At 66.5% G+C, this 24421-nt stretch carries 17 protein-coding genes; 14 read left to right on the forward strand and 3 right to left on the reverse strand.

Annotated features, from left to right (window positions below; genetic code table 11):
• Nucleotides 1-4666: retention module-containing protein (locus tag CAG41_RS14380; RefSeq protein WP_139834971.1), on the reverse strand; the 4666-nt coding region annotated here is incomplete at its 3' end.
• Between the two features lie 359 nt (nt 4667-5025).
• Between CAG41_RS14380 and CAG41_RS14385 the strand changes: the two genes are divergently transcribed.
• From CAG41_RS14385 to CAG41_RS14435, 11 genes are all read left to right on the forward strand, one after another.
• A complete protein-coding gene (locus CAG41_RS14385) occupies nt 5026-6378 on the forward strand; it encodes a TolC family outer membrane protein (protein ID WP_085707121.1) in 1353 nt (450 codons plus the stop codon).
• A 34-nt stretch (nt 6379-6412) separates the two neighbouring features.
• On the forward strand, nt 6413-8569 hold the full coding sequence (locus CAG41_RS14390) for a type I secretion system permease/ATPase (RefSeq protein ID WP_085582191.1): 2157 nt from the start codon (nt 6413-6415) through the stop codon (nt 8567-8569).
• Complete coding sequence (locus CAG41_RS14395) at nt 8559-9926, forward strand: HlyD family type I secretion periplasmic adaptor subunit (protein WP_085582189.1); 1368 nt, start codon at nt 8559-8561, stop codon at nt 9924-9926. The genes CAG41_RS14390 and CAG41_RS14395 overlap by 11 nt, the downstream gene beginning before the upstream one ends.
• Before the next feature lie 298 nt (nt 9927-10224).
• A complete protein-coding gene (locus CAG41_RS14400) occupies nt 10225-11112 on the forward strand; it encodes a TauD/TfdA family dioxygenase (RefSeq protein WP_085631795.1) in 888 nt (295 codons plus the stop codon).
• A gap of 18 nt (nt 11113-11130) precedes the next feature.
• Entirely contained in the window at nt 11131-12156 is a 1026-nt protein-coding gene (locus tag CAG41_RS14405) for an ABC transporter substrate-binding protein (RefSeq protein ID WP_085582185.1), read from the forward strand.
• Nucleotides 12157-12161: 5 nt separating this feature from the next.
• A complete protein-coding gene (locus tag CAG41_RS14410; RefSeq protein ID WP_085707122.1) occupies nt 12162-13022 on the forward strand; it encodes an ABC transporter ATP-binding protein in 861 nt (286 codons plus the stop codon).
• A gap of 20 nt (nt 13023-13042) precedes the next feature.
• Nucleotides 13043-13909 (forward strand): ABC transporter permease, encoded by an 867-nt coding sequence (locus CAG41_RS14415; RefSeq protein ID WP_085707123.1) that lies wholly within the window; start codon nt 13043-13045, stop codon nt 13907-13909.
• Between the two features lie 175 nt (nt 13910-14084).
• Nucleotides 14085-15002 carry a LysR family transcriptional regulator gene (locus tag CAG41_RS14420; protein ID WP_085707124.1) on the forward strand — a complete coding sequence of 306 codons (918 nt, stop codon included), beginning with the start codon at nt 14085-14087 and terminating at the stop codon, nt 15000-15002.
• A gap of 157 nt (nt 15003-15159) precedes the next feature.
• Nucleotides 15160-16683 carry an MFS transporter gene (locus CAG41_RS14425; protein WP_085631803.1) on the forward strand — a complete coding sequence of 508 codons (1524 nt, stop codon included), beginning with the start codon at nt 15160-15162 and terminating at the stop codon, nt 16681-16683.
• A gap of 18 nt (nt 16684-16701) precedes the next feature.
• Nucleotides 16702-17772, forward strand: a complete 1071-nt coding sequence (locus CAG41_RS14430; protein ID WP_085707125.1) for an HlyD family secretion protein — start codon at nt 16702-16704, stop codon at nt 17770-17772.
• Complete coding sequence (locus tag CAG41_RS14435; RefSeq protein WP_256575719.1) at nt 17769-19301, forward strand: efflux transporter outer membrane subunit; 1533 nt, start codon at nt 17769-17771, stop codon at nt 19299-19301. Before CAG41_RS14430 ends, CAG41_RS14435 begins: the two co-directional genes overlap by 4 nt.
• Nucleotides 19302-19392: 91 nt before the next feature.
• Here the strand turns inward: CAG41_RS14435 and CAG41_RS14440 are convergent, their stop codons facing one another.
• Nucleotides 19393-19698 carry an XRE family transcriptional regulator gene (locus CAG41_RS14440; RefSeq protein WP_085582173.1) on the reverse strand — a complete coding sequence of 102 codons (306 nt, stop codon included), beginning with the start codon at nt 19696-19698 and terminating at the stop codon, nt 19393-19395.
• Nucleotides 19691-20056 carry a type II toxin-antitoxin system RelE/ParE family toxin gene (locus tag CAG41_RS14445; RefSeq protein ID WP_085582171.1) on the reverse strand — a complete coding sequence of 122 codons (366 nt, stop codon included), beginning with the start codon at nt 20054-20056 and terminating at the stop codon, nt 19691-19693. The genes CAG41_RS14440 and CAG41_RS14445 overlap by 8 nt, the downstream gene beginning before the upstream one ends.
• Before the next feature lie 169 nt (nt 20057-20225).
• On the opposite strand from CAG41_RS14445, the gene CAG41_RS14450 reads away from it, so the two are divergent.
• From CAG41_RS14450 to CAG41_RS14460, 3 genes are read left to right on the forward strand one after another with little or no spacing between them, the layout of a single operon-like run.
• Nucleotides 20226-21008, forward strand: a complete 783-nt coding sequence (locus CAG41_RS14450; protein ID WP_085582169.1) for an efflux RND transporter periplasmic adaptor subunit — start codon at nt 20226-20228, stop codon at nt 21006-21008.
• A complete protein-coding gene (locus tag CAG41_RS14455) occupies nt 21005-22324 on the forward strand; it encodes an efflux RND transporter periplasmic adaptor subunit (RefSeq protein WP_085707126.1) in 1320 nt (439 codons plus the stop codon). Before CAG41_RS14450 ends, CAG41_RS14455 begins: the two co-directional genes overlap by 4 nt.
• Entirely contained in the window at nt 22325-24421 is a 2097-nt protein-coding gene (locus CAG41_RS14460) for a biotin/lipoyl-binding protein (protein WP_085707127.1), read from the forward strand.

Below are 24421 nucleotides of genomic sequence, written 5' to 3' on the forward strand. Positions count from 1 at the left end.
TTTCGAAGTTGCCGCCGGTGGCGTCCTTGATCGTGACCTCAACCTTGCCGGCGTCCTTGTAGACGTCGTCGGCAGGGGCCGGAACGGTCACGGTGCCGGACGTCTTGCCGGCCTCGATGGTGATGGTCGCGCCGTTGGACAGGGTCACGGTCACCGGGGTGCCCGCTGGGTTGGTCAGCGTGGCGGTGTAAACGATCGAACCGCCCTCGGCCACAGTGCCGGTGGCGCTGAGCGTCAGGTCAGTGGTGTCGACGGTGTCGGTCACAGTGGTGCTGACCGGGGTCTTGTCGGCGACCAGGTTCTCGTAGTTGCCGCCGGACACGCCGGTGATCGAGTTGGTCAGCGGTGCATTGCCGGCCAGGGTGTCGTTCGGCGCGGTGGTGGTGATCGTGCCGGTGGTCTTGCCGACTTCGATGGTGATGGTCTGGCCGTTGGCCAGGGTCACGGTCACCGGAGAACCGGTCACTGGCGCGCCGACGGTGGCGGTGTAGGTGACGGTGCCGCCTTCCGCTGCCGTTTCCGAAGCGGTTAGCTTCACGGTGGAGGTGTCGATGGTGTCGGTGACTTCGGTGACGGCCGGAACGGTGCTCGGCACGAGGTTTTCGAAGTTGCCGCCGGTGGCGTCCTTGATCGTGACCTCAACCTTGCCGGCGTCCTTGTAGACGTCGTCGGCAGGCGCGGGGACGGTCACGGTGCCGGTGGTCTTGCCGGCCTCGATGGTGATGGTCGCGCCGTTGCTCAACGTCACGGTCACCGGCGTACCTGCCGGGTTGGTCAAGGTCGCGGTATAGACGATCGAACCGCCCTCGGCCACGGTGCCGGTGGCGCTGAGCGTCAGGTCGGTGGTGTCGGCGACATCGGTCACGGTGGTGCTGACGGGGGTCTTGTCGGCCACCAGGTTCTCGTAGTTGCCACCGGAAACACCGGTGATCGCGTTGGTCAGCGGCGCGTTGCCAGCCAGGGCGTCGTTCGGCGCGGTGGTGGTGACCGTACCGGTGGTCTTGCCGACTTCGATGGTGATGGTCTGGCCGTTGGCCAGGGTCACGGTCACCGGAGAGCCGGTCACCGGAGCACCCACGGTAGCGGTGTAGGTGACGGTGCCGCCCTCGGCCACCGACGTGTCGGCCGTCAGTTTCACGGTCGAGGTGTCGATGGTGTCCGTGACTTCGGTGACGGCCGGCGTGGTGCTCGGCACCAGGTTCTCGAAGTTGCCGCCGGTGGCGTCCTTGATGGTCACTTCGACTTTGCCGGCGTCCTTGTAGACGTCATCGGCCGGTGCCGGAACGGTCACGGTGCCGGTGGTCTTGCCGGCTTCGATGGTGATGGTCGCGCCGTTGCTCAACGTCACGGTCACTGGGGTGCCCGCTGCGTTGGTCAGGGTCGCGGTGTACACGATCGAACCGCCTTCAGCCACGGTGCCCGTTGCGCTCAGCGTCAGGTTGGTGGTGTCCACGGTGTCGGTGACGGTGGTCGAAACCGGCGTCTTGTCGGCGACGAGGTTCTCGTAGTTTCCGCCGCTGACGTCAGTGATCGCGTTGGTCAGCGGCGCATGGCCGTTCAACGCATCGTTCGGCGCAGTGGTGGTCACGGTGCCGGTGGTCTTGCCGACTTCGATGGTGATCGATTGGCCGTTGGCCAGGGTCACGGTGACCGGCGAACCGGTCACTGGAGCGCCCACGGTGGCGGTGTAGGTGACGGTGCCGCCTTCAGCCGCCGATTCGGTGGCGGTCAATTTGACGGTGGTGGTATCGACAGTGTCGGTGACGTCTGTCACGGCCGGAACGGTGCTCGGCACCAGGTTCTCGAAGTTGCCGCCCGTGGCGTCTTTGATGGTCACCTCGACCTTGCCGGCGTCCTTGTAGACGTCGTCGGCAGGCGCAGGGACGGTCACGGTGCCGGACGTCTTGCCGGCCTCGATGGTGATGGTCGCGCCGTTGGACAGGGTCACGGTCACCGGGGTGCCCGCTGGGTTGGTCAGCGTGGCGGTGTAAACGATCGAACCGCCCTCGGCCACGGTGCCGGTGGCGCTGAGCGTCAGGTCGGTGGTGTCGGCGACATCGGTCACAGTAGTGCTGACCGGCGTCTTGTCGGCGACCAGGTTCTCGTAGTTGCCACCGGAAACACCGGTGATCGAGTTGGTCAGCGGCGCATTGCCGGCCAGGGCGTCGTTCGGCGCGGTGGTGGTGACGGTGCCGGTGGTCTTGCCCACTTCGATGGTGATCGATTGGCCGTTCGCCAGGGTCACGGTGACAGGTGAGCCGGTCACTGGCGCACCGACGGTAGCGGTATAAGTGACAGTTCCGCCCTCGGCCACCGAAGTGTCCGCCGTCAGTTTCACGGTCGACGTGTCGATGGTGTCGGTGACTTCGGTCACGGCCGGTGTGGTGCTCGGCACCAGGTTCTCGAAGTTGCCGCCGGACGCATCCTTGATGGTCACCTCGACCTTGCCGGCGTCCTTGTAGACGTCGTCGGCAGGCGCGGGGACGGTCACGGTGCCGGACGTCTTGCCGGCCTCAATGGTGATGGTCGCGCCGTTGGACAGGGTCACGGTCACCGGAGTGCCGGCCGGATTGGTCAGGGTTGCGGTGTAGACGATCGAACCGCCTTCGGCCACGGTGCCGGTGGCGCTGAGCGTCAGGTCGGTGGTGTCGACGGTGTCGGTGACGGTGGTCGAAACCGGCGTCTTGTCGGCCACCAGGTTCTCGTAGTTGCCGCCGGAAACGTTGGTGATCGAGTTGGTCAGCGGCGCATTGCCGGCCAACGCGTCGTTCGGCGCGGTGGTGGTGACGGTGCCGGTGGTCTTGCCGACCTCGATGGTGATCGATTGGCCGTTCGCCAGGGTCACGGTCACCGGCGAACCGGTCACGGGTGCGCCCACGGTGGCGGTGTAGGTGACGGTGCCGCCCTCAGCTGCCGACTCGGTGGCGGTCAGCTTCACGGTGGTGGTATCGACAGTATCGGTGACCTCAGTGACCGCCGGAACGGTGCTCGGCACCAGGTTCTCGAAATTGCCGCCGGACGCGTCCTTGATGGTGACCTCGACCTTGCCGGCGTCCTTGTAGACGTCGTCGGCCGGGGCTGGGACGGTCACGGTTCCGGTGGTCTTGCCGGCTTCGATCGTGATGACGGCGCCGTTCGACAGGGTCACGGTGACAGGCGTCTGGGCCGCGTTGGTCAGGGTCGCGGTGTAGGTGATCTGGCCGCCCTCGGCGACCGAGCCGGTGGCCGACAGGCTCAGGCCGGTGTTGTCGATCGAGTCGGTGACGGTGGTGGTCGCCGGCGTGGTGCTCGGCACCAGGTTCTCGAAATTGCCGCCGGTGGCGCCGGTGATGGTGGTGCTGACGGTGCCGCCGTTGTTGTAGACGTCGTTCGGCGCGGTCGACACGTTGACGGTGCCGCTGGTCTTGCCGGCTTCGATGGTGATGGTCGCGCCGTTGGACAGGGTGACGGTCACCGGCGTCTGCGCCGGGTTGGTCAGGGTGGCGGTGTAGGTGATCTGGCCGCCTTCGGTGACGCTGCCGGTGGCGGTCAGCGTCAGGCCGGTGGTGTCCTTGGAGTCGACGATGGTGGTCACGGCCGGCGCCGGGTTCGGCACCAGGTTCTCGAAGTTGCCGCCGCTGGCGCCGGTGATGGTGGTGGTGACGGTGCTGCCGTTGTTGTAGACGTCGTTCGGCGCGGTCGGCACGTTGACGCTGCCGGTGGTCTGGCCGGCGCCGATGGTGATGGTCGAGCCGTTGGACAGCGTAACGGTCACCGGTGTCTGCGCCGGGTTGGTCAGGGTGGCGGTGTAGGTGATCTGCCCGCCTTCGGTGACGCTCGGCCCGGCCGTCAGGGTGACGGTGGTGGTGTCGATGGTGTCGGTGACCTGGGTGGTGGCCGGGGTGGTCGGCGTGGTCACGGTGATGCCGTTGCCGCCGGTGGTGCCGGTGACGGTCACGTCGATCTGTTTCGGGTCGTTGTAGACGGTGTCGTTCGGGGCCAGCGGCACGTTGACGGAGCCGGTGGTGGAGCCGGCCGGGATCACGATCACCGAACCGTTGGACAGGGTGACGGTCAGGTCGGTCAACGGTGCCTGGGTCACGGTCGCGGTGTACACCAGCACGCCGCCGGCTTCGGTGATGGTCGGCGTGGCGCTGAGGGTCAGGGTCGAGTCGCGCAGCGCGTTGGTGGTGGTGTCGGTGGTTTGCCCGCCGGTGGTGTTCTGGGCGGCCTGGCCGGCGCCGCCGATGCCGGCGGTCGGGAAGCCGATGGTCGGATCGACGCGGCCTGCGGTCGCATCGAGCATCACGAAGCTGTGGCCGCCGCCGGCCGCGCCGCCCGAGCCTGCGGCGCTCGGGCCTGCGGCGGTGGCTTCAAGGGCGGTGGTCGGGTCGGCGCCGGCGGCGATGGCCTGCTGCAGCTCTTCAACGGAAGGCGCCGCTTGCGCGGTGGCCTCGGCCAGGTCGGTGCTGGAGTCCGGAGCGTTGGCGCTCCACTGCGTGTCGCGGCCCAGGTCGAGAGTGCGGCCGTCGGCCAGCTCCAGGGACACCGCGCCGGCGACGCCGGTGTCGACCTGATCGCCGGCGAACAGCCGGTCGCCTTCAACGAGCACGCGGCGCACGCCTTCCGGCGACACCACGAATACCTGACCGACAATGCTTTTGACGATGGCAACAACACTGCTCATTGAAGACTCTCCGGGTGTCACGTTCAGTTGACTTCCATAGACCTGATGGTTCTTAGCCGATTCAGTCTGGACGTACTTTCAAATAAATGGGTGAAACATGTTTGACGCTGATCTGTGTCAATATTTTGGCTAGATTCTTTCGCTATTAACTTTATGCCAAACTATTGACCTTCTGGGAGCCATCCTAAACAATCGCCCCGGTAATGTCACATTGATATTTATGCGGCGACCCGTCCGTCAGCGTGTGACCCAGTTCCGGTTTTCAACTTTCCGACATACGGTCATCACGGTTGCCATCTTCCGACGCAGCACCCCCTTTTGCTGTGATTCAAGACAAGAAGTCCTGGGAAACACTCACCATGCGTTCGTACCTGTTCAAGGCACTACCCTTCGCCCTCGCCGCCTCTTTCGCACAAGCGCAAACCCTGCCGCAAGCCATGCAGCAGGCGCTGGATGTCCATCCGGAGATCCAGGCAGGGGTCAATAGTCGATTGGCTGCGGATTATCAATTAAAGGCGGCAAAAGGTGGATACCTGCCCAAGGTCGATCTGCTCGGCGGTTACGGCCGCGAAGGCACCGACAGCGTCACCACCCGCGCCAACGGCGGCGGCAACCACTGGGAGACCCTGAACCGCAGCGAGTCAAGTTTGCGTCTGTCGCAAATGGTCTTCGACGGTTTTGCGACGTCCAGCGAAGTCGGGCGTCAACAAGCCACCGTCAACTCCCGTGCCTATTCCTTGCTCGGCACTTCCGAGCGTACCGCGCTGACCGTGGCCCAGGTGTACCTGGACGTACTGACCCGCCGCGAGTTCGTGCGCCTGGCCGAGGAAAACCTCAAGAGCCACCAGCGCATCTACGACCAGATCCAGCTGCGCACCCAGCGCGGCGTCGGCAGCGGCGCCGACCTCGACCAGGCCGAGGCGCGGATGGCCCAGGCGCGCAACAACCTGATCACCGAGCAGACCAACCTCGCCGACGCCGAGACCAACTACCTCAGCGCCGTCGGCCAGATGCCCGACCAGTTGGAGCGCCCGGCGCCGTTCATGGCGATGCTGCCGGCCAACCTGAACGAAGCCCGCGCGCAGATGCTGGAGAACAGCCCGATCCTGCGGTCGGCCGAGTCCGACATCGCCGCGGCCGAGAAGCAGTACGAAACCGCCAAGTCGACCTTCTACCCGCGCTTCGACGCCGAGCTGGGCCGCACCGCCGACAACGACCTCGACGGCCAGAACGGCCACAACAACGAATGGCAGGCCATGCTGCGCATGCGCTTCAACCTCTATTCGGGCGGCAGCAACAAGGCCGACCTGGAATCCAAGGCCTACCTGTCGAACCAGGCGCTGGACATCCGCAACAACGCCCTGCGCCAACTGAACGAAGAACTGGGCCTGGCCTGGAACGCCCTGAACAACGCCAACGCCCAAGTGCCGATCGCCCAGCAGTACGTCGATCACAGCACCGCCGTGCGCACCGCCTACCAGCGCCAGTTCAGCCTCGGCGAGCGGACCCTGCTGGATCTGCTCGACAGCGAGAACGAATTGTTCACCGCTTCGCGCCGTCTGGCCGAGATCAAGAACATTCAGTTATTTACTCAATACCGAATCAAGGCGACCATGGGCGAGTTGCTCAAGAGCCAGGGAGTGGTCGCACCGATGGCGTCCGTCGTGCAGAACGACGTGAAGCCCAAGGTCCAACTGCCCGGGATGAATTGAGTTGTCCCCTTTCAATCGTTAAAGAGTGTCGAGCGTGGAATCAGAAGTCAGTCGAGTTCAACTCAGCCATGATCCACGCGCGATGCACGACGACCCGCTGCTGGACGGTCTGCTCGCCCTGTGCATGCTGCACCAGAAGCCCGCCAGCGCGGCGATGCTCACCACCGGCCTGCCGCTGCCCAAGCAGCGCCTGAGCGTCGAGCTGCTGCCCCGTGCGGCGGCCCGCGCCGGCCTGCAGGGGCGGGTGCTGCAACGCAAGCTGGAAGAGATCCCGGCCATCGCCATGCCGGCGCTGCTGCTGCTCAAGGACGGCCGCAGCGCCGTCCTGCTCGGCTGGCAGGACGACGGCCAGGCCCGGGTGCTGCTCAGCGAAAGCGACGGCGGCGAATCCCTGGTGGGCCGCGACCTGCTGGCCGACGACTACACCGGCAAGGTCTTCTTCGCCCAGCCCCAGCACAAGTTCGACGTCAACCACGGCACGCTGATCCCCCGGGCGCGTTCGTGGTTCCGCGACACCCTCAAGCGCTCGCGCTGGCTGTACGCCGACGCCATCGCCGCCAGCCTGCTGATCAACATCATCGCGATGGCCGCGCCGCTGTTCGTGATGAACGTCTACGACCGCGTGGTGCCGAACCAGGCCGAGGCGACCCTGTGGGTGCTCGCGCTGGGCATCACGGGGGCCTACCTCTTCGACCTGATCCTCAAGAGCCTGCGCAGCCTGTGCCTGGATCTGGCCGGCAAGAAAACCGACCTGATCATCTCCGCCACGCTGTTCGAGCGGATCGTCGGCATGGCCATGAAGTACCGGCCGGCGCGGGTCGGCAGCTTCGCCCAGAACATCCATGAGTTCCAGAGCCTGCGCGACTTCCTCGCCTCGCTGACCCTGACCAGCGTGATCGACCTGCCGTTCACGATCCTGATCTTCATCGTGATCGCCATCCTGGGCGGGCACCTGGTGTGGATTCCGGTGCTGGCCTTCCCGATCGCCCTGGCCATCGGCTACGCCCTGCAGAAACCGCTGGTGGCGACCATGGAGCGCACCATGGCGCTGGGCGCCGAGCGCCAGTCGAGCCTGATCGAGACCCTCGCCGGCCTCGACGCGGTGAAGGTCAACAACGCCGAGAGCGAGCGCCAGTACCAGTGGGAGCAGACCATCGGCACCCTCAGCCGCCTCGAGCTGCGGGTGAAGATGCTGTCCGGCCTGGCGATGAACATCACCCTGCTGATCCAGCAGTTGGCGGGCGTGGTCATGATCGTCTTCGGCGTGTACCAGATCATCGCCGGCAACCTGAGCATGGGCGGCCTCATCGCCTGCTACATGCTCAGCGGCCGGGCGCTCAGCCCGCTGGCGTCGCTGTCGGGCCTGCTGACCCGCTACCAGCAGGCGCGGGTGACCATGACCTCGGTCGACCAGATGATGGAGCTGCCCCAGGAGCGCAATTTCGAAGAGCGCCCGCTGAGCCGCAAGGTGCTGCAGGGCGCCATCGAGTGCCGCCAGCTCAACTTCACCTACCCGGAGCAGCAGAACCCGGCGCTCAAGGGCATCAACCTGGTGGTCCGTCCCGGCGAGAAGATCGGCATCATCGGCCGCAGCGGTTCGGGCAAGAGCTCGCTGGCCAAGCTGCTGGTGGGCCTGTACCAGCCGGACGACGGCGCCCTGCTGGTGGACGGCGTGGACATCCGCCAGATCGACGTCAGCGAGCTGCGCTACAACATCGGCTATGTGCCTCAGGACATCCAACTGCTGGCCGGCACTCTGCGCGACAACCTGATTTCCGGCGCCCGCTACGTCGAGGACGAGCTGGTGCTGCAGGCGGCCGAGCTGGCCGGCGTCCATGAGTTCGCCAGATTGCACCCCAAAGGCTACGAACTGCAGGTCGGCGAGCGCGGGCAGAACCTGTCCGGCGGCCAGCGCCAGAACGTGGCCCTGGCCCGTGCGCTGCTGCTCGACCCGCCCATCCTGCTGCTCGACGAGCCCACCAGCGCCATGGACAACACCGGCGAGGAGCGCCTCAAGCAACGTCTGGCGGCGGTGATCGAAAACAAGACCGTGGTGCTGGTGACGCACCGGGCGTCGCTGCTGTCGCTGGTGGATCGCCTGCTGGTGGTCGACCGTGGCCAGATTCTCGCCGACGGCCCGAAGGCCGCGGTGATGGAAGCGTTGAAGAAGGGGCAGATCAGTGTTGCTTAAGTCGGGTGTCAAGGAATCGATCCGCCGCTACTTCAAAGGCTCCGCGTCGTTGCAGGGCCAGCCGCTGCCGGAGGTCAACAAAGCGCTCATCGAGGACGCGCCGAGGGTGGTGCGCCTGACGATCTGGGCGATCATCGGCTTCTTCCTGTTCCTGCTGCTGTGGGCCAACTTCGCGGTCATCGACGAAGTGACCAAGGGCGACGGTAAGGCGATTCCGTCGTCGAAGATCCAGAAGATCCAGAACCTCGAGGGCGGGATCGTCTCCGAGCTGTTCGTCAAGGAAGGCCAGATCGTCGAGGCCGGCGCGCCGCTGATCCGCCTGGACGACACGCGGTTCGCCTCCAACGTCGGCGAGACCGAGGCCGACCGGCTGTCGATGCTGCTGCGGGTCGAGCGCCTGAGCGCGGAGGTCGAGGACCGTCCGCTGAACTTCCCCGAGGACGTGCTCAAGGCCGTGCCGGGCCAGGCGAAAAGCGAAGAGTCGCTGTACCTGAGCCGCCGTCAGCAGTTGCATGACGAGATCGGCGGGTTGCAGGAACAGCTGATCCAGCGCCAGCAAGAGCTGCGCGAGTTCACCTCCAAGCAGGCGCAGTACCGTCAGCAGCTGGGCCTGCAACGCCAGGAAATCAACATGTCCGAGCCGCTGGTGGCCCAGGGCGCGGTGTCGCCGGTCGAAGTGCTGCGGCTCAAGCGCGCCGAAGTGGAGACCCGCGGCCAGCTCGACGCCACCACGCTGGCGATTCCGCGGGCCGAATCGGCGATCAAGGAAGTTCAGCGCAAGATCGACGAGACCCGCGGCAAGTTCCGCAGCGAGGCGCTGACCCAGCTCAACGAGGCGCGCACCGACCTGAACAAGGCCCAGGCTACCGGCAAGGCGCTGGAGGACCGGGTCAGCCGCACGCTGGTCACTTCGCCGGTGCGGGGCATCGTCAACAAGATGCTGGTCAACACCATCGGCGGCGTGATCCAGCCGGGCAGCGACCTGGTGGAGATCGTGCCGCTGGACGACACCCTGCTGGTGGAAGCCAAGATCCGTCCGCAGGACATCGCCTTCCTGCATCCGGGGCAGGATGCGACCGTGAAGTTCACCGCCTACGACTACACCATCTACGGCGGCCTGAAGGCCAAGCTGGAGCAGATCGGCGCGGACACCATCACCGACGAAGACAAGAAAACCACCTACTACGTGATCAAGCTGCGCACCGAGCGCAGCCACCTCGGCACCGACGAGAAGCCGCTGCTGATCATTCCGGGGATGGTGGCGTCGGTGGACATCATCACCGGCAAGAAGACCGTGCTGAGCTACCTGCTCAAGCCGATCATCCGCGCGCGGGCCGAGGCCTTGCACGAGCGGTAGGCCATTGCCACAGGGGCGGCGCCCGACGCCGGTCCCCTGTGGAAGCGAGCCTGCTCGAGAACGCGTCTGTCCAGGCACCGCATTCGGTGGGGCTGTGACAAGAACCGCCGCTGTCCCCAATCGCCATATCGTTATTCATTAACGGTATTTAAATTTCAATTTTTATACCTATAAAGTCACACCCCTGCGTACCTGCCGACCAATCGGCGCGCCGCACGACACGAACGAACACGCAATCCAGCGTGAGTTTCTTGATCGACGCGCGCGCCCTTGAGCGTGCCGTATGTGGGAGTGATTTATGTCCGCCGCCACCGCCTCACCCGGCATCGCGCCGCAACCCTTTGAAGTCCGCCCGTTCGCAGGCGCCGTCGGCGCCGAAATCATCGGCCTGGACCTGGCCCGTCCGGTCAGCGATCAAGACTTCGCCCGCATTCACCGCGCCCACCTCGATCACCACGTGGTGGTGTTCCGCGAGCAGCGCATCACCCCGCAGCAACAGATCGACTTCAGCCGCCGCTTCGGCGTGCTGCAGATCCATGTGCTCAAGCAGTTCCTGTTGGCCGGTCACCCGGAAATCCTCATCGTCTCCAACATCGTCGAGAACGGCCAGAACGTCGGCCTGGGCGATGCCGGCAAGTTCTGGCACTCCGACCTCTCCTACAAAGAACTGCCGAGCCTGGGTTCGATGCTGCACGCCCAGGAACTGCCGTCCGAAGGCGGCGACACCTTGTTCGCCGACATGCACAAAGCCTGGGACAGCCTGCCGCAAGCGCTGCGCAACGCGGTCGAGGGCCGTTCGGCGGCGCATTCCTACACCGCCCGCTACAGCGAGACCAAATTCGAAGGCAACTGGCGCCCGACCCTGACCCCGGAGCAACTGGCCCAGGTCGCGGAAGTGGTGCACCCGGTGGTGCGCACTCACCCGGAAAACGGCCGCAAGGCGTTGTTCGTCAGCGAAGGCTTCACCACCCGCATCGTCGGCCTGCCGGAGGATGAGAGCCGACAGCTGCTGGCCGAGCTCTACGCCCACAGCGTCCTGGCGCAGAACATCTACCGCCACCGCTGGCAGCCCCACGACCTGGTGTTCTGGGACAACCGCTCGCTGATCCACCTGGCCGCCGGCTGCCCCGCGCACCTGCGCCGCAAGCTCTACCGCACCACCATCCAGGGCGACGCGCCTTTCTGAATTGCCGGAGAACCGATTATGTCCAAACGTCTTCCATTCGCGCCGCTGGCCGCCGCCATCGGCTTGGGTTTCAGCCTGATCGCCGGCAGCCTGGCGGCGCCGTCCGTGGCCCATGCCGAAGGTGAGATCCGCATCGCCGAACAGTTCGGCATCGTCTACCTGTTGCTCAACGTCGTGCGCGATCAGGGCTTGATCGAGAAGTACGGCAAGCAGGAGGGGATCGACATCAAGGTCGACTGGACACAGCTGTCCGGCGGCGCGGCGGTCAACGATGCGTTGCTGTCCGGCTCCATCGACATAGCCGGCGCCGGCGTCGGCCCGCTGCTGACCATCTGGGACCGCACCCACGGCAAGCAGAATGTCAAGGCCGTGGCTTCGTTGGGCAACTTCCCGTATTACCTCGTGAGCAACAATCCCCAGGTCAAGACCATCGCCGACTTCACCGAAAAGGACCGCATCGCGGTGCCGGCGGTCGGGGTCTCGGTGCAGTCGCGGTTCTTGCAGTACGCAGCGGCCAAGCAGTGGGGCGACAAGGAATTCAACCGCCTCGACAAGTACACCATCGCCGTTCCGCACCCGGACGCCACCGCTGCGCTGATCGCCGGCGGCACCGAGCTGACCGGGCATTTCTCCAATCCGCCGTTCCAGGATCAGGCCCTGGAGAACCCCAACGTCCACGTCGTGCTCAATTCCTATGACGTGCTCGGCCCGAACTCGCCGACCGTGCTGTTCGCCACCGAGAAATTCCGCAACGACAACCCGAAGACCTACAAGGCCTTCGTCGAAGCCCTGACCGAAGCGGCGCAGTTCGCCCAGAACGACAAGGGCGCGGCGGCGGACACTTACCTGCGCGTGACCAAGGCCAAGATCGACCGCGCCGCGCTGCTGAAGATCATCGACAACCCGCAGTTCGAGTTCAGCGTCACGCCGAAGAATACCTACCCGTTGGCCGAATTCCTCTACCGCGTCGGCGCGATCAAGAACAAGCCGGACTCGTGGAAGGACTACTTCTTCCAGGACGCCAAGCCACTGCAGGGGAGCTGACCGCCATGAACGCCCCTTTGCAAGGCCACACGGCCAGCAACCGCGCCGCCGGCACCGAAGCGCTGCTGGCGGTCGATCAGGTCAGCCTCGAATACCGCACGCCGCAACGGGTGGTGCGGGCCACCCACCAGGTCAGTTTCGAGGTCGATCCGGCGGATCGCTTTGTCCTGCTCGGCCCCTCCGGCTGCGGCAAGTCCACGCTGCTCAAGGCGGTGGCCGGGTTCATTGCGCCGCGCGAAGGCGAGATCCGCCTGCAAGGCCGGCGCGTGGAGGCGCCGGGGCCGGACCGGATCGTGGTGTTCCAGGAATTCGATCAGCTGCCGCCGTGGAAAACCGTGAAGCAGAACGTGATGTTCCCGCTGCTGGCCTCACGCACGCTGAAGAAAAGGGAAGCGCAAGAGCGCGCCCTGCATTACCTGGAGAAGGTCGGCCTGGCGGCGTTCGCCGATGCCTATCCGCACACCCTGTCCGGCGGCATGAAGGCGCGGGTGGCGATTGCCCGGGCGCTGGCGATGCAGCCGAAGATCCTGCTGATGGACGAGCCCTTCGCCGCGCTGGATGCGCTGACCCGGCGCAAGATGCAGGAAGAGCTGTTGCGGCTCTGGGAAGAGGTGCGCTTCACGCTGCTGTTCGTCACCCACTCCATCGAGGAGGCGCTGGTGGTCGGCAACCGCATCCTGCTGCTGTCGCCGCATCCGGGCAGGGTGCGGGCCGAGGTGCACAGCCATCAGTACGATCTGCACAGTCTGGGCGGCATCGCGTTCCAGGAGTCGGCGCGGCGCATCCACCGTCTGCTGTTCGACGAAGGCCGGTCGCCGGAGACCGCGCAGGTCTTGGACTTCACCGACATCCGCATCGCCTATTGAGCGGCCAGGAGCATTGCCCGATGAACCCTTCATCTTCTTCGCGTCATGAGTTCGAAACGGTGCTGGAGCCGCTGACCCGTGTGCCGGTCGAACGCGAACTGGCGCTCGGCCAGCGGTTGTGGCAGCAGGGTTGGCTGCGCAAGAGCATCATCCTGCTGGTGCTGGCGGTGCTTTGGGAGGCAGTCGCCCGGGTGCAGAACAACGATCTGCTGCTGCCGAGTTTCCTGCAGACCGCCCACGCCCTGTACGACGGCCTGCTCAGCGGCGAGCTACCGGGCAAGGTGTGGATCTCCCTGCTGGTGTTGCTCAAGGGTTACCTGATCGGCATCGTGCTGGCGTTCGCCTTGACCACCCTGGCGGTCTCGACCCAACTGGGGCGCGACCTGTTGAGCACGCTGACCTCGATGTTCAACCCGCTGCCGGCCATCGCTCTGCTGCCGCTGGCGTTGCTGTGGTTCGGCCTGGGCCAGAACAGCCTGATCTTCGTGCTGGTGCATTCGGTGCTGTGGGCGCTGGCGCTGAACACCTATGCCGGTTTCCTTGGCGTGTCGGAAACCCTGCGCATGGCCGGGCGCAACTACGGTCTGAAGGGCATGCGTTTTGTGCTGTCCATCCTGATTCCGGCGGCGCTGCCGTCGATCCTCGCCGGCCTGAAGATCGGCTGGGCGTTCGCCTGGCGCACCTTGATCGCCGCTGAGCTGGTGTTCGGCGCCACCAGCGGCAAGGGCGGCCTGGGCTGGTACATCTTCCAGAACCGCAACGAGCTGTACACCGACAAGGTGTTCGCCGGGCTTGTGGTGGTGATCCTGATCGGGTTGCTGGTGGAGAACCTGGTGTTCGATACGCTGGAGCGGGTGACCGTGAAGAAGTGGGGAATGCAGCGCTAGGTGCCTGGACTGGCCTCATCGCCAGCACGCTGGCTTCCACAGGGTTCTGCTCCGATGCAAATCCATTGTGGGAGCCAGCCTGCCGGCGATGGCGTCTGTGCAACCGCCGCCGATCCTGAAGCATGTCTGCTAGCATTGCGTCGGAATCAATCCTGATCGGCCATGAGTGCTTGCGATGCAACTCCCGGACATGAACCTGCTGGTCGCCCTCGACGCCCTGCTCAACGAAGGCAGCGTGGTCGGCGCGGCGCGGCGGATGAACCTCAGCCCGGCGGCCATGAGCCGCACCCTCACGCGGATCCGCGAGGCCATCGGCGACCCGGTGCTGGTGCGTGCCGGCCGGGGCCTGGTGCCCACGCCCAAGGCGCTGGAGCTGCGCGAACAGGTGCGCGATGTGGTCGAACAGGCCGCGCTGCTGTTCCGCTCGGCGGACACCGTGGAGCTGGGCACCTTGCGCCGGCGCTTCAGCATCCGCGCCAACGATTTTTTTGTCGGCGTCTATGGCGGCAAGCTGTTCGACACCCTCGACCGGCAGGCGCCGCACTGCGAATTGCGTTTCGTCCCCGAAGGCGACGGCGACGATGAGGCGCTGCGCGAAGGGCGGATCGACCTGAGCGTGAGCAACACCCGCCCGGTGATGCCGGAGGTGAAGGTGCAGAACCTGTTCTCCACCCACTTCGTCGGCCTGGTGCGCGAAGACCATCCGTTGTTCGACGCTGAAATCACCGCCGAGCGCTACGCCGCGTTCTCCCACATCAGCATGTCCCGCCGGGGCATCGCCCGCGGCCCCATCGACACGGCGCTCAATGCCTTGGGGCTGGAGCGGCGGGTGGCGGTGATCGCCCCGAGCTTTCACGCCGCGATGTTCGCCTTGCCGGACTCCGACCTGATCCTGCCGGTGCCCCGGGAAGCCTTGCTGAGCGTGCGGCGGCTGGGGCTGAAGCTGCGTCCCTTTGACTTGCCGATCCCGTTGCCGACCCTGATGCTCACCCAGGCCTGGCACCCGCGCTTCGACAAGGATCCGGCCCACCGCTGGCTGCGCGAGACCCTCAAGGCGTGCTGCGACGAGACCTGGCGTGCCGCGCGGCCCTGAGCGCACCTGATCCGTAGGGGCGCCATCGCCAGCAGGCTGGCGCCCACAACGCAAACGGTTGCGTCAGATGCACTTATAAGCTGCCGATAAGTCAATTTTCGTCAACATTAAGCCTCACTACCATGCTCCGGTATTCAATCAACCGGAGTGTGCGTTCATGACATCCCTGACGGTGCCGGCCCCTGGGGCCGCGACCGCTGCGGCGCCGGTGTTCGGAGCGCGGATCATCATCGGCCTGGTCGGTGTGCTGCTGGCGGTGCTGGTGTCGGGCCTCAACGAAATGGTGACCAAGGTCGCCCTGGCCGACATCCGCGGCGCCCTGGGCATCGGCTACGACGAAGGCACCTGGCTCGTCGCCAGCTACACCGCGACCTCGGTGGCGGCGATGGCGTTCGCGCCGTGGTGCTCGGTGACGTTTTCGCTGCGGCGTTTCACCCTGTGCGCCATCGCTGTGTTCACCCTGCTCGGCGTGCTCTGCCCGTTCGCCCCCAACTACGAAAGCCTGCTGCTGATGCGCACCCTGCAAGGGCTGGCCGGCGGCGCGTTGCCGCCGATGCTCATGACCGTGGCGCTGCGTTTCCTGCCGCCCGGCGTCAAGCTCTACGGCCTGGCCGGCTACGCGTTGACCGCCACGTTCGGCCCGGGCCTGGGCACGCCGCTGGCCGGGCTGTGGACCGAGCACGTCGGCTGGCAGTGGACGTTCTGGCAGATCATCGTGCCGTGCCTGATCGCCATGGCCGCCGTGGCCTACGGTTTGCCGCAGGATCCGCTGCGCCTGGAGCGCCTGAAGGCGTTCAACTGGAGGGGCCTGCTGCTGGGGTTTCCGGCGATCTGCATGCTGGTGATCGGGCTGCTGCAAGGCAATCGCCTGGACTGGTTCGAGTCGGACCTGATCTGCGGCCTGCTCGGCGCCGGTGCGCTGCTGCTGGTGGCGTTCCTGGTCAACGAGTGGTCGCAGCCGATCCCGTTCTTCAAATTGCAGATGCTGGGCATCCGCAACCTGTCGTTCGCCCTGCTGACCTTGGCCGGGGTGCTGGTGATCCTGCTGGCGGTGATCCTGATCCCTTCCAGCTACCTGGCCCAGGTGCAGGGTTACCGCCCGGTGCAGACCGCGCCGATCATGCTGCTGGCGGCGTTGCCGCAACTGATCGCGCTGCCGCTGGTGGCGGCGCTGTGCAACCTGCGCTGGGTCGATTGCCGCTGGGTGCTGGGGCTTGGCCTGAGCATGCTGGCGCTGTCGTGCCTGGGCGGCTCGCAGCTGACGTCGGCGTGGATCCGTGACGATTTCTACGTCCTGCAATGGCTGCAGATCTTCGGGCAGCCGATGGCGGTGCTGCCGCTGCTGATGCTCTCCACCGGCAGCATCACGCCGCTGGACGGACCGTTCGCCTCGGCCTGGTTCAACACCGTGAAAGGCCTGGCGGCGGTGATCGCCACCGGGGTGATCGAGGCGCTGACCACCGCGCGGCTGCATTTCCACTCGACGATGCTGGTGGACCGCCTCGGCAACTCGCCCCTGGCCGAACCCGACGGCGCCGGCCTCGCCCACCGCCTGCACGAGCAGGCGGTGGTGCTGACCTCCTCGGATCTTTACCTGTGCATGGCCGGCGTCGCGGTGGCGCTGATCCTGCTGATTTTCTGGCTGCCGACGCGGATCTTTCCGCCCCGTGCGCCGACCTGACTGGAACTGAAGGTTTTTATGACGACTCAAGCAAAGCAAAAACTCGCGGTCGCCGTGGCGGCCGCATTGGCCGTCGGCGTGCTGCTGCACCTGGCGGTGCCGGGCCTGTTCGGCAAACGCACCCAGCAGAACACCAACGACGCCTACGTGTCCGCCGACTACACCCTGGTGGTGCCGCGGGTGGCGGGGTTCATCAAGCAAGTGCTGGTGGAGGACAACCAGCAGGTCAAGGCCGGGCAATTGCTGGCGCTGATCGACGACCGCGACCTGCGCGCCGCCGCCGAAGCCGCCGATGCGCAGACCCAGGTCGCCCGTGCGCAACTGCAGAACGCCAAGGCCACCCTGGAGCGCCAGGCGTCGGTCATCGCCCAGGCCCAGGCCTCGGTGGTGGCGGCCAAGGCGGAAATGGCCTTCGCCCAACAAGAATTGAACCGTTACAGCCACCTGGCCGGCGTCGGGGCCGGCACCGTGCAGAACGCGCAGCAGGCGCGCACCCGCATCGATCAGGCCACGGCGCGGCTGGACACCGCCACGGCGGTGCTGGCGGCGGAACGCAAGCAGGTGGAGATCCTCACCGCCCAGCGCGATGCCGCCGACGGTGGCCTGAAACGCGCGCAGGCCGCGCTGGAGATCGCCAGCTTCGACCTCTCGTACACCCGCATCACCGCGCCGCAGGACGGCATGATCGGCGAGCGCGCCGTACGGGTCGGCGCCTACGTGACGCCGGGCAGCAAGCTGCTGGCGGTGGTGCCGCTGCAGCAGGCCTACGTGGTGGCCAACTTCCAGGAAACCCAGTTGACCGACGTGCAACCGGGGCAGGACGTGCAGGTGCGGGTCGACAGCCTGGGCGGCGAAGCCCTGAACGGGCGCGTGGAAAGCATCGCCCCGGCCACCGGCGTGACGTTCGCGGCGGTGAAGCCGGACAACGCCACCGGCAACTTCACCAAGGTGGTGCAGCGGATTCCGGTGAAGATCCTGCTGGAGCCGGGTCAGCCGTTGGCCGAGCGGCTGCGGGTGGGCTTGTCGGTCGAGGCGAGCATCGACACCGACAGTTCGGTGACGGCGGTGCGTGAGGTGACCCAGCGATGATCACTGTCGACCCGGCCGGCGCCTGCGCGAACGGCCTCGCACACATCGCCCTGCGGGAGCGGGCCTCCTCGCGGATTGGCCAGTGGCCGCTACGCCTTTCGAGCGTTCTGCTCGTCGTCAGTCTCAGCGCCTGCACCGTCGGCCCGGACTTTCGCAAACCGGAGGGCGTGCAGATCGGCGAATGGGCCCAGCCCGCCCGGACCGCCCCGAGCCAAGCGGTAGCCGAGCCCCTGAGCGAACGCTGGTGGGAGGTCTTCCACGATCCGCAACTCTCGGCCCTCACCCAGCGTGCGATGAACAGCAACCTCGACCTGCAGCGCGCCGCCAGCCGTCTGCAACAGAGCCGCGCGGTCCGTCAGGCGATCACCGCCGACCGCTATCCGACCACCGCCGTCACCGGCAGCTATGGGCGCAAGCGCAACAGCGGCGAGGGCCTCAACGACCCGTCGGGGCGCAATGGCGACTCGGCCTTCAACCTGTGGGACGCCGGGTTCTCCGCCTCGTGGGAGCTCGACTTCTGGGGCCGCGTGCGCCGGGAGACCGAAGCCGCCGACGCCAATCTGGAGGTGGCGGAAAACGACCGCCGCGGCGTACTGCTGGCAGTGCTGGCCGACACCGCGCAGAACTACATCCAGCTGCGCGGCGTGCAGAACACCCGCGCCGTCACCGAACAGAACCTGGAGGTCGCCCGGCACAGCCTGAAACTGTCGCAGCTGCGCCTGAACGATGGGGTGGCCACCGACCTGGACGTCGCCGAAGCCGCTGCGCAGGTGGCCGCCATCGAGTCGCGGCTGCCGGCGCTGGAGCAGCGTCAGGCGCAGCTGATCAACGCCATCAGTCTGCTGATGGGTGAACCTCCCCAGGCCCTGTCCAAAGCGTTGTCCGCCGATGCGCCGGTGCCGCAGTCGCCGCCCCAGGTCGCCATCGGCCTGCCGTCGCAACTGGCCGAACGCCGCCCGGACATTCGTCAGGCCGAAGCCCGGCTGCATGCGGCCACCGCCAACATCGGCGTGGCCGAAGGGGATTTCTATCCGCGCATCACGCTGTCCGGCAACCTGGGCTCCCAGGCCATGCAACTGAGCGACTTCGGCTCCTGGGGCTCACGGGCCTTCGCCATCGGTCCGCAACTGAGCCTGCCGTTGTTCGACGGCGGCCGCCTGCGCGGCGTGCTGCAGCTACGCGAAGCCCAACAGCAGGAGGCGGCGATCGCCTATCAGCAGACCGTGCTGCGCGCCTGGCATGAGATCGACGACCAACTGACGGCCTACAACGCCAGCCAGCGCCGCCGCGACAGCCTGGCCGAAGCCGTGCGCCAGAACCGCATCGCCCTGCGCACCGCGCAACAGCAGTACGTCGAAGGCGTGGTCGATTTCGTCAACGTCCTCACCGTGCAGAGCGCGTTGCTGACGACGCAGGAGCAATGGGTGGAAAGCTCCGCCGGCGTGTCGCTGGCGATGGTCGGGCTGTACCGGGCGTTGGGCGGGGGGTGGGAGTCGGTGTATCCGGAGGGGGAGGCGGTGCAGCGCTGAGGCTCATGTGATCGGGCAGGAATTGCCTCACCCGAACGGGCAGCGGATGCGGAACCCGAAAGCCTCGCAGGTTCAATTGAGCCTGGAGGCCTCAACCTGCGAAGTTTTCGATTTTGATCTGCCCGTCGGGAAATGTGGCGATGATTTCGAGCTCGCCGCCCATTGCGCGGATGTAGTTGCGCAAGGTGCTGATGTACATGTCGGTCCGGCGTTCCATTTTCGAGATCGCCGCCTGATTGACGTGCAGTGTTTCGGCGAGCGTCGCCTGGCTCAAGGCTTTGGCCTGCCGCAACTCGTTGAGAGGCATTTCCTTGATGTGTTGTTCGTAGATCGATTCGGCGCGTGCCCGGGCTTCGGGTGTCATGCGCGCTTCGAGTTCGGCAAATTTCTTAGCCATCGTGATAACCCTCTTTGCGCAATGTATCGAGATGCTCGTCGTACAGTCGATCGGCGAGCGGGACATTGACCTCATACCAGCGATCCTGACCGGTTTTGTCTCCGCCGATCAACAGCAATGCGCAGCGCCTCGGATCAAATGCATACAGGATGCGGTAGGGCCGTCCGCCATGTTGGATCCGCAATTCGCGCAGATGGCCATGTCGTGATCCATTGATGGCGCTGCTGTGCGGGAAGCGCAGGCCCGGCCCGAACTGGCCCAGCAGTTTGACGCTTGCGGCCACAGAGCTCTGCTCGCTTTCCGTGAGGTCGTCCCACCAGTTGCCGAACTCGTCGGTGTATTCGATTTCCCAATTCATGGGAAGCAAATATAAGCGCCATGGAATATTCCATAAAGGTTATATTTTCGATGGCTCGACCATAGTCTGTTTTATGGGATTACGCCAGTCTTCGTCGCAATGGTGGCCTTTCGCTTGACGCTAAACCCCGCTGTCGTAGACTCCGCACATCCGACAGGGAGTAGCGGTCATGCAGCGTTTTCGTGGTTGGGTTCTCGGAATGTCCCTTGCAGCGAGTGCAGTTCAGGCGCAACCCCCCGTGCCAGACGATCCGCTGCTGGAAAACGGTGTGGCCGCCCAAGCTGCCGCCAGTGGCAGCGAGGCCCGCGGCGTGCTGCGCGCCCGCGATCAGGCGGTGCTGGCCAGCGAGCTGTCCGGGCGCATCGTCGAGCTGCCGTTCAGCGAGGGCGAGTCGTTCAAGAAGGGCGACACCCTGGCGCGGTTCGACTGTTCGGCCTATCAGGCCCAGCTCAACGCGGCGCAGGCCGCCAGCCGCGGCGCCGGCGAGGAGCTGGCGCACAACCGGCAACTGGCGGCGCTCAACTCCGTCGGGCGGTTCGAGGTGGCGCGGGCCGAGGCCAAGGTCAGCGAGACCCAGGCGCAATCCCAGGTGTATCAGGTGCAGGTCAAGCGCTGCAGCGTGATCGCGCCGTTCGACGGGCAAGTGGTGGAGCGCAAGGTGCAGCGCTATGAGAGCGTGCCGGCGGGTGCGCCGCTTCTGGACGTGGTCGACAACCGCACCCTGGAGATCCACCTGCTGGTGCCGTCGCGCTGGATGGCGCGGCTCAAGCCCGGCCAGACCTTCAGCTTCGTCCCCGATGAGACCGGCAAGCCGATCGATGCCACGGTCAAGCGCCTTGGCGCGCGAATCGACGAGGGCAGCCAGACCCTGCTGCTGGTGGCCACGCTGCCGAACGCCACCGGCCTGCTCGCCGGCATGAGCGGCACCGCACGCTTTGCGGAGCTCAATTGAACGCCCCGGCGGGGGGCGGCGCCGAGCAGGTGTTCGCCCGCTTCCTTGACCTCGAACGGCAGATCCGCGCGGCCCGCGACGTTCCACAACTGGCCTACAGCCTGGTCAATGACGGGCAGTCGCTGTTCGGCTATCGCCACGCGACACTGTTGATTGCCGGCAAGGTGCAGGCCGTCACCGGGGTCAGTGCGGTGGAGCCGAACGCGCCGTTCGTGGCGTTCGTCGAGCAGGCGGTGGCGCAGCTGTTCAAGCAGGATGTGCTGAAGCAGGCACGGGTGATTGCGCCGTCGATGGTCAGTGAGCCGATCCGGGCCGACTGGCAGAGCCTGTCGGCGCTGCAGGTGTTCTGGCTGCCGCTGATCGACCGTCACGGCGAGGTGTTCGGCGGTTTGTGGCTGGCCCGGGACGTGCCGTGGAACCCCTCCGAACAAGTCCTGCTGTCGCAGCTGGGCGACACCTGCAGCCATGCCTGGCTGGCCTTGCAGCCGCGCAAGCCGTGGCGGTTGCGCTGGACGCGCAAGCGCCAGGCGGCATTGGCGGCGCTGGTGCTGCTCGGCCTGTTGGTGCCGGTGCGCCAGTCGGTGCTGGCGCCGGCCGAGGTGGTGCCGTTGGGCGGCCGCGTGGTCGCCGCACCGCTGGACGGGGTGATCGCCGAATTCCGGGTCAAGCCCAACCAGAGCGTGAAGGCCGGCGACCTGCTGCTGCGCTTCGACAGCACGACCCTCAAGGCCCAGGCCGACGTCGCCGAGCGTGCCCTGGGCGTCGCTGAAGCCGAGCTCAAATCCAATTCCCAGCGCTCGTTCGCCGATGCCGAGTCCAGTTCCCGGGTGGATCTGCTGGCCGCCCGGGTCGAGCAGAAGCGCGCCGAGCGCGATTACGCCCGCGAACTGCTCAACCGCAGCGAAGTGCGTGCCGAGCGTGACGGCATCGCCGTGTTCGCCGACGCCGAACGCTGGACCGGCAAGCCGGTGCAGACCGGCGAACGGCTGATGGAGATCGCCGACCCGAGCCAGGCCGAGCTGCGCATCGAGCTGGCGGTGGGCGACGCCATCGCGCTGGAGCCCGGCGCGCAGATTTCGCTGTTTCTCGACAGCGACCCGCTGCAACGTCACCTCGCCACCCTCGAACGCTCGGCCTACGAGGCGCAGCCCACCGCCGGTGGCCAACTGGCCTATCGGCTGGACGCCGGCTTCACCGAGGCGCCGCCGCGGATCGGCTTGCGCGGCACGGCGAAGATTTTCGGCGACCGTGCGCCGCTGGCGCTGTACCTGCTGCGCCGGCCGTTGGCGGGCCTGCGCCAGAGCGTGGGCCTGTAAATGATCCTGCCGAGCCTGCGCGCCGACCTGCAACTGTCGCCCGCGGCGCCGGCCCTGGACGGTTCGCCGCGCTGGACATTGGCGGATCCGGTGAGCGGTCGCTACTTCAAGCTCGGCGGGGCGGCGATGCGCCTGCTGCGCCACTGGGCGCTGGGCGACGCCGAGCAAGTGCTGCGCGCGGCCAACCGTGAGCCGGGCCTGGCCCTGGACGGCGCCGAGCTTGAGCAATTGCTGACGTTCCTGCGCAGCCACGACCTGATCAGCGCCGTCGACGATCAGCAGCGCGCCAGCTATCGGCTCAAGTCCTTGGCGCGACGCCAGAGCCTGTGGCAGATCCTGCTTCACCAATACCTGTTCTTTCGCATTCCGCTGTGGCGCCCGGACGCGTTCCTCAACCGCGCCTGGCCGTGGCTTGAGCGTTTCGGCCCCAGGCTTCTGCGCTATGGCCTGCCGGCGTCGCTGGGGCTCGGGGTGTTTCTGGTGTCGCGGGACTGGCAGCGTTTCGTCGGGACGTTTCCGCACCTGTTCAGCCTGGGCGGGGCGATCGCGTTCGGCGTGTCGCTGTTCTTCGCCAAGCTCTGCCACGAGTTCGGCCATGCGTTCATGGCCAAGCGTGCGGGCTGCCGGGTGCAGAGCATGGGCGTGGCGTTCATGGTGCTGCTGCCGATGTTCTACACCGACGTCAGCGACGCCTGGCGGGTCAACGACCGGCGCGCGCGGCTGCTGATCGGCGCCGGCGGGGTGATGGCGGAACTGCTGCTGGCCTGCCTGGCGTTGCTGGCCTGGTCGCTGTTGCCCGACGGGCCGGGCCGCACGGCGGCGTTCATGCTGGCCAGCGCGACGTGGATCACCACCCTGGTGGTCAACCTCAACCCGTTCATGCGCTTTGACGGCTACTTTCTGCTCAGCGACCTGTGGGAGGTGGACAACCTGCAGGGCCGGGCGTTTGCCCTGTGCCGCTGGCGCCTGCGCGAGTTTCTTTTCGGCTACGGCGCCCCGGCGCCTGAGCCTTGGTCGCCGGCGATGCAGCGGCGTTTGCTGATCTGGGGGTACGGTTCGTGGCTATGGCGTGCGGCGTTGTTTTTCGGGATCGCGCTGGCGGTCTATCACCTGTTCTTCAAGGTGTTGGGGATCTTCCTGATGCTGGTGGAACTGGTGTGGTTCATCTTCTTGCCGATCATGCGTGAGTGGCGCCAGTGGTGGAGCCGCCGCGAACAGGCCCATGCCCCGCGGGTGCTGCTCAGCGGCCTGGCGGTGCTCGGGCTGTTGCTGCTGCTGACCGTGCCGTGGCGCAGCGCCGTGGAACTGCCGGTGATGCTGGAGGGCGGCCGCGCCAGCGCCTTGCATGCGCCGGTGGCGGCGCGGGTCAAGACGGTGAACGTGCGGGACGGGCAACAGGTGGCCCAGGGCGATGTGCTGATCGAACTGGAGTCGTCGGACCTGGATTCGCGCCAGGCCATCGTGCGCAAGGAAATCCAGATCCAGCAATTGCTCATGCGCCGTCAGGCCGGGCGCAGCGAAACCGCCGCCGACGCCGGCATCGTCGAGCAGCGGCTGGCCGAGGCCGTGGCGGACTACCGCGGCTTGAGCGCCCAGCGCGAGCGCCTGCTGCTGCGCGCGCCCCATGCCGGCACCGTGCGCGACCTGCTGCCGAACCTGGCGCCCGGCCGCTGGTTGTCCACCAAGGACGCGCTGGCCCGGGTGGTCGAGGACGGCACGCGCCTGCGCGGCTATCTGGCGGAGGCCGAGCTGTGGCGGGTCAAACCCGGCGCCACCGGGCGGTTCATCGCCGACGATCCGATGCACCCGGCCATCGCCGTGCGGCTGGACGAAATCGACACCAACGGCGTGGCCTACGTCGATCAGGAGGCGCTGACGTCTGACCACCATGGGCCGATCGCTGTGCGCCGCGACGTGCAGCAGCGGGCCGAACCGGTGCAGGCGCAGTACGGCGCGCGCCTGGAGGCGTTGGATCGGCTGCCGATGCCGGCGCAGCCCCTGCGCGGCGTGGTGGTGCTGCAGGGCAGCGGCGAGTCGCTGCTGGGGGTGGCCTGGCGCCGGTTGGCGGCGCTGGGCGTCAGGGAAAGCGGTTTCTAG

Origin of the sequence: Pseudomonas sp. B35(2017) (assembly GCF_002113645.1) — a bacterium.
Taxonomy (GTDB): domain Bacteria; phylum Pseudomonadota; class Gammaproteobacteria; order Pseudomonadales; family Pseudomonadaceae; genus Aquipseudomonas; species Aquipseudomonas ekonensis.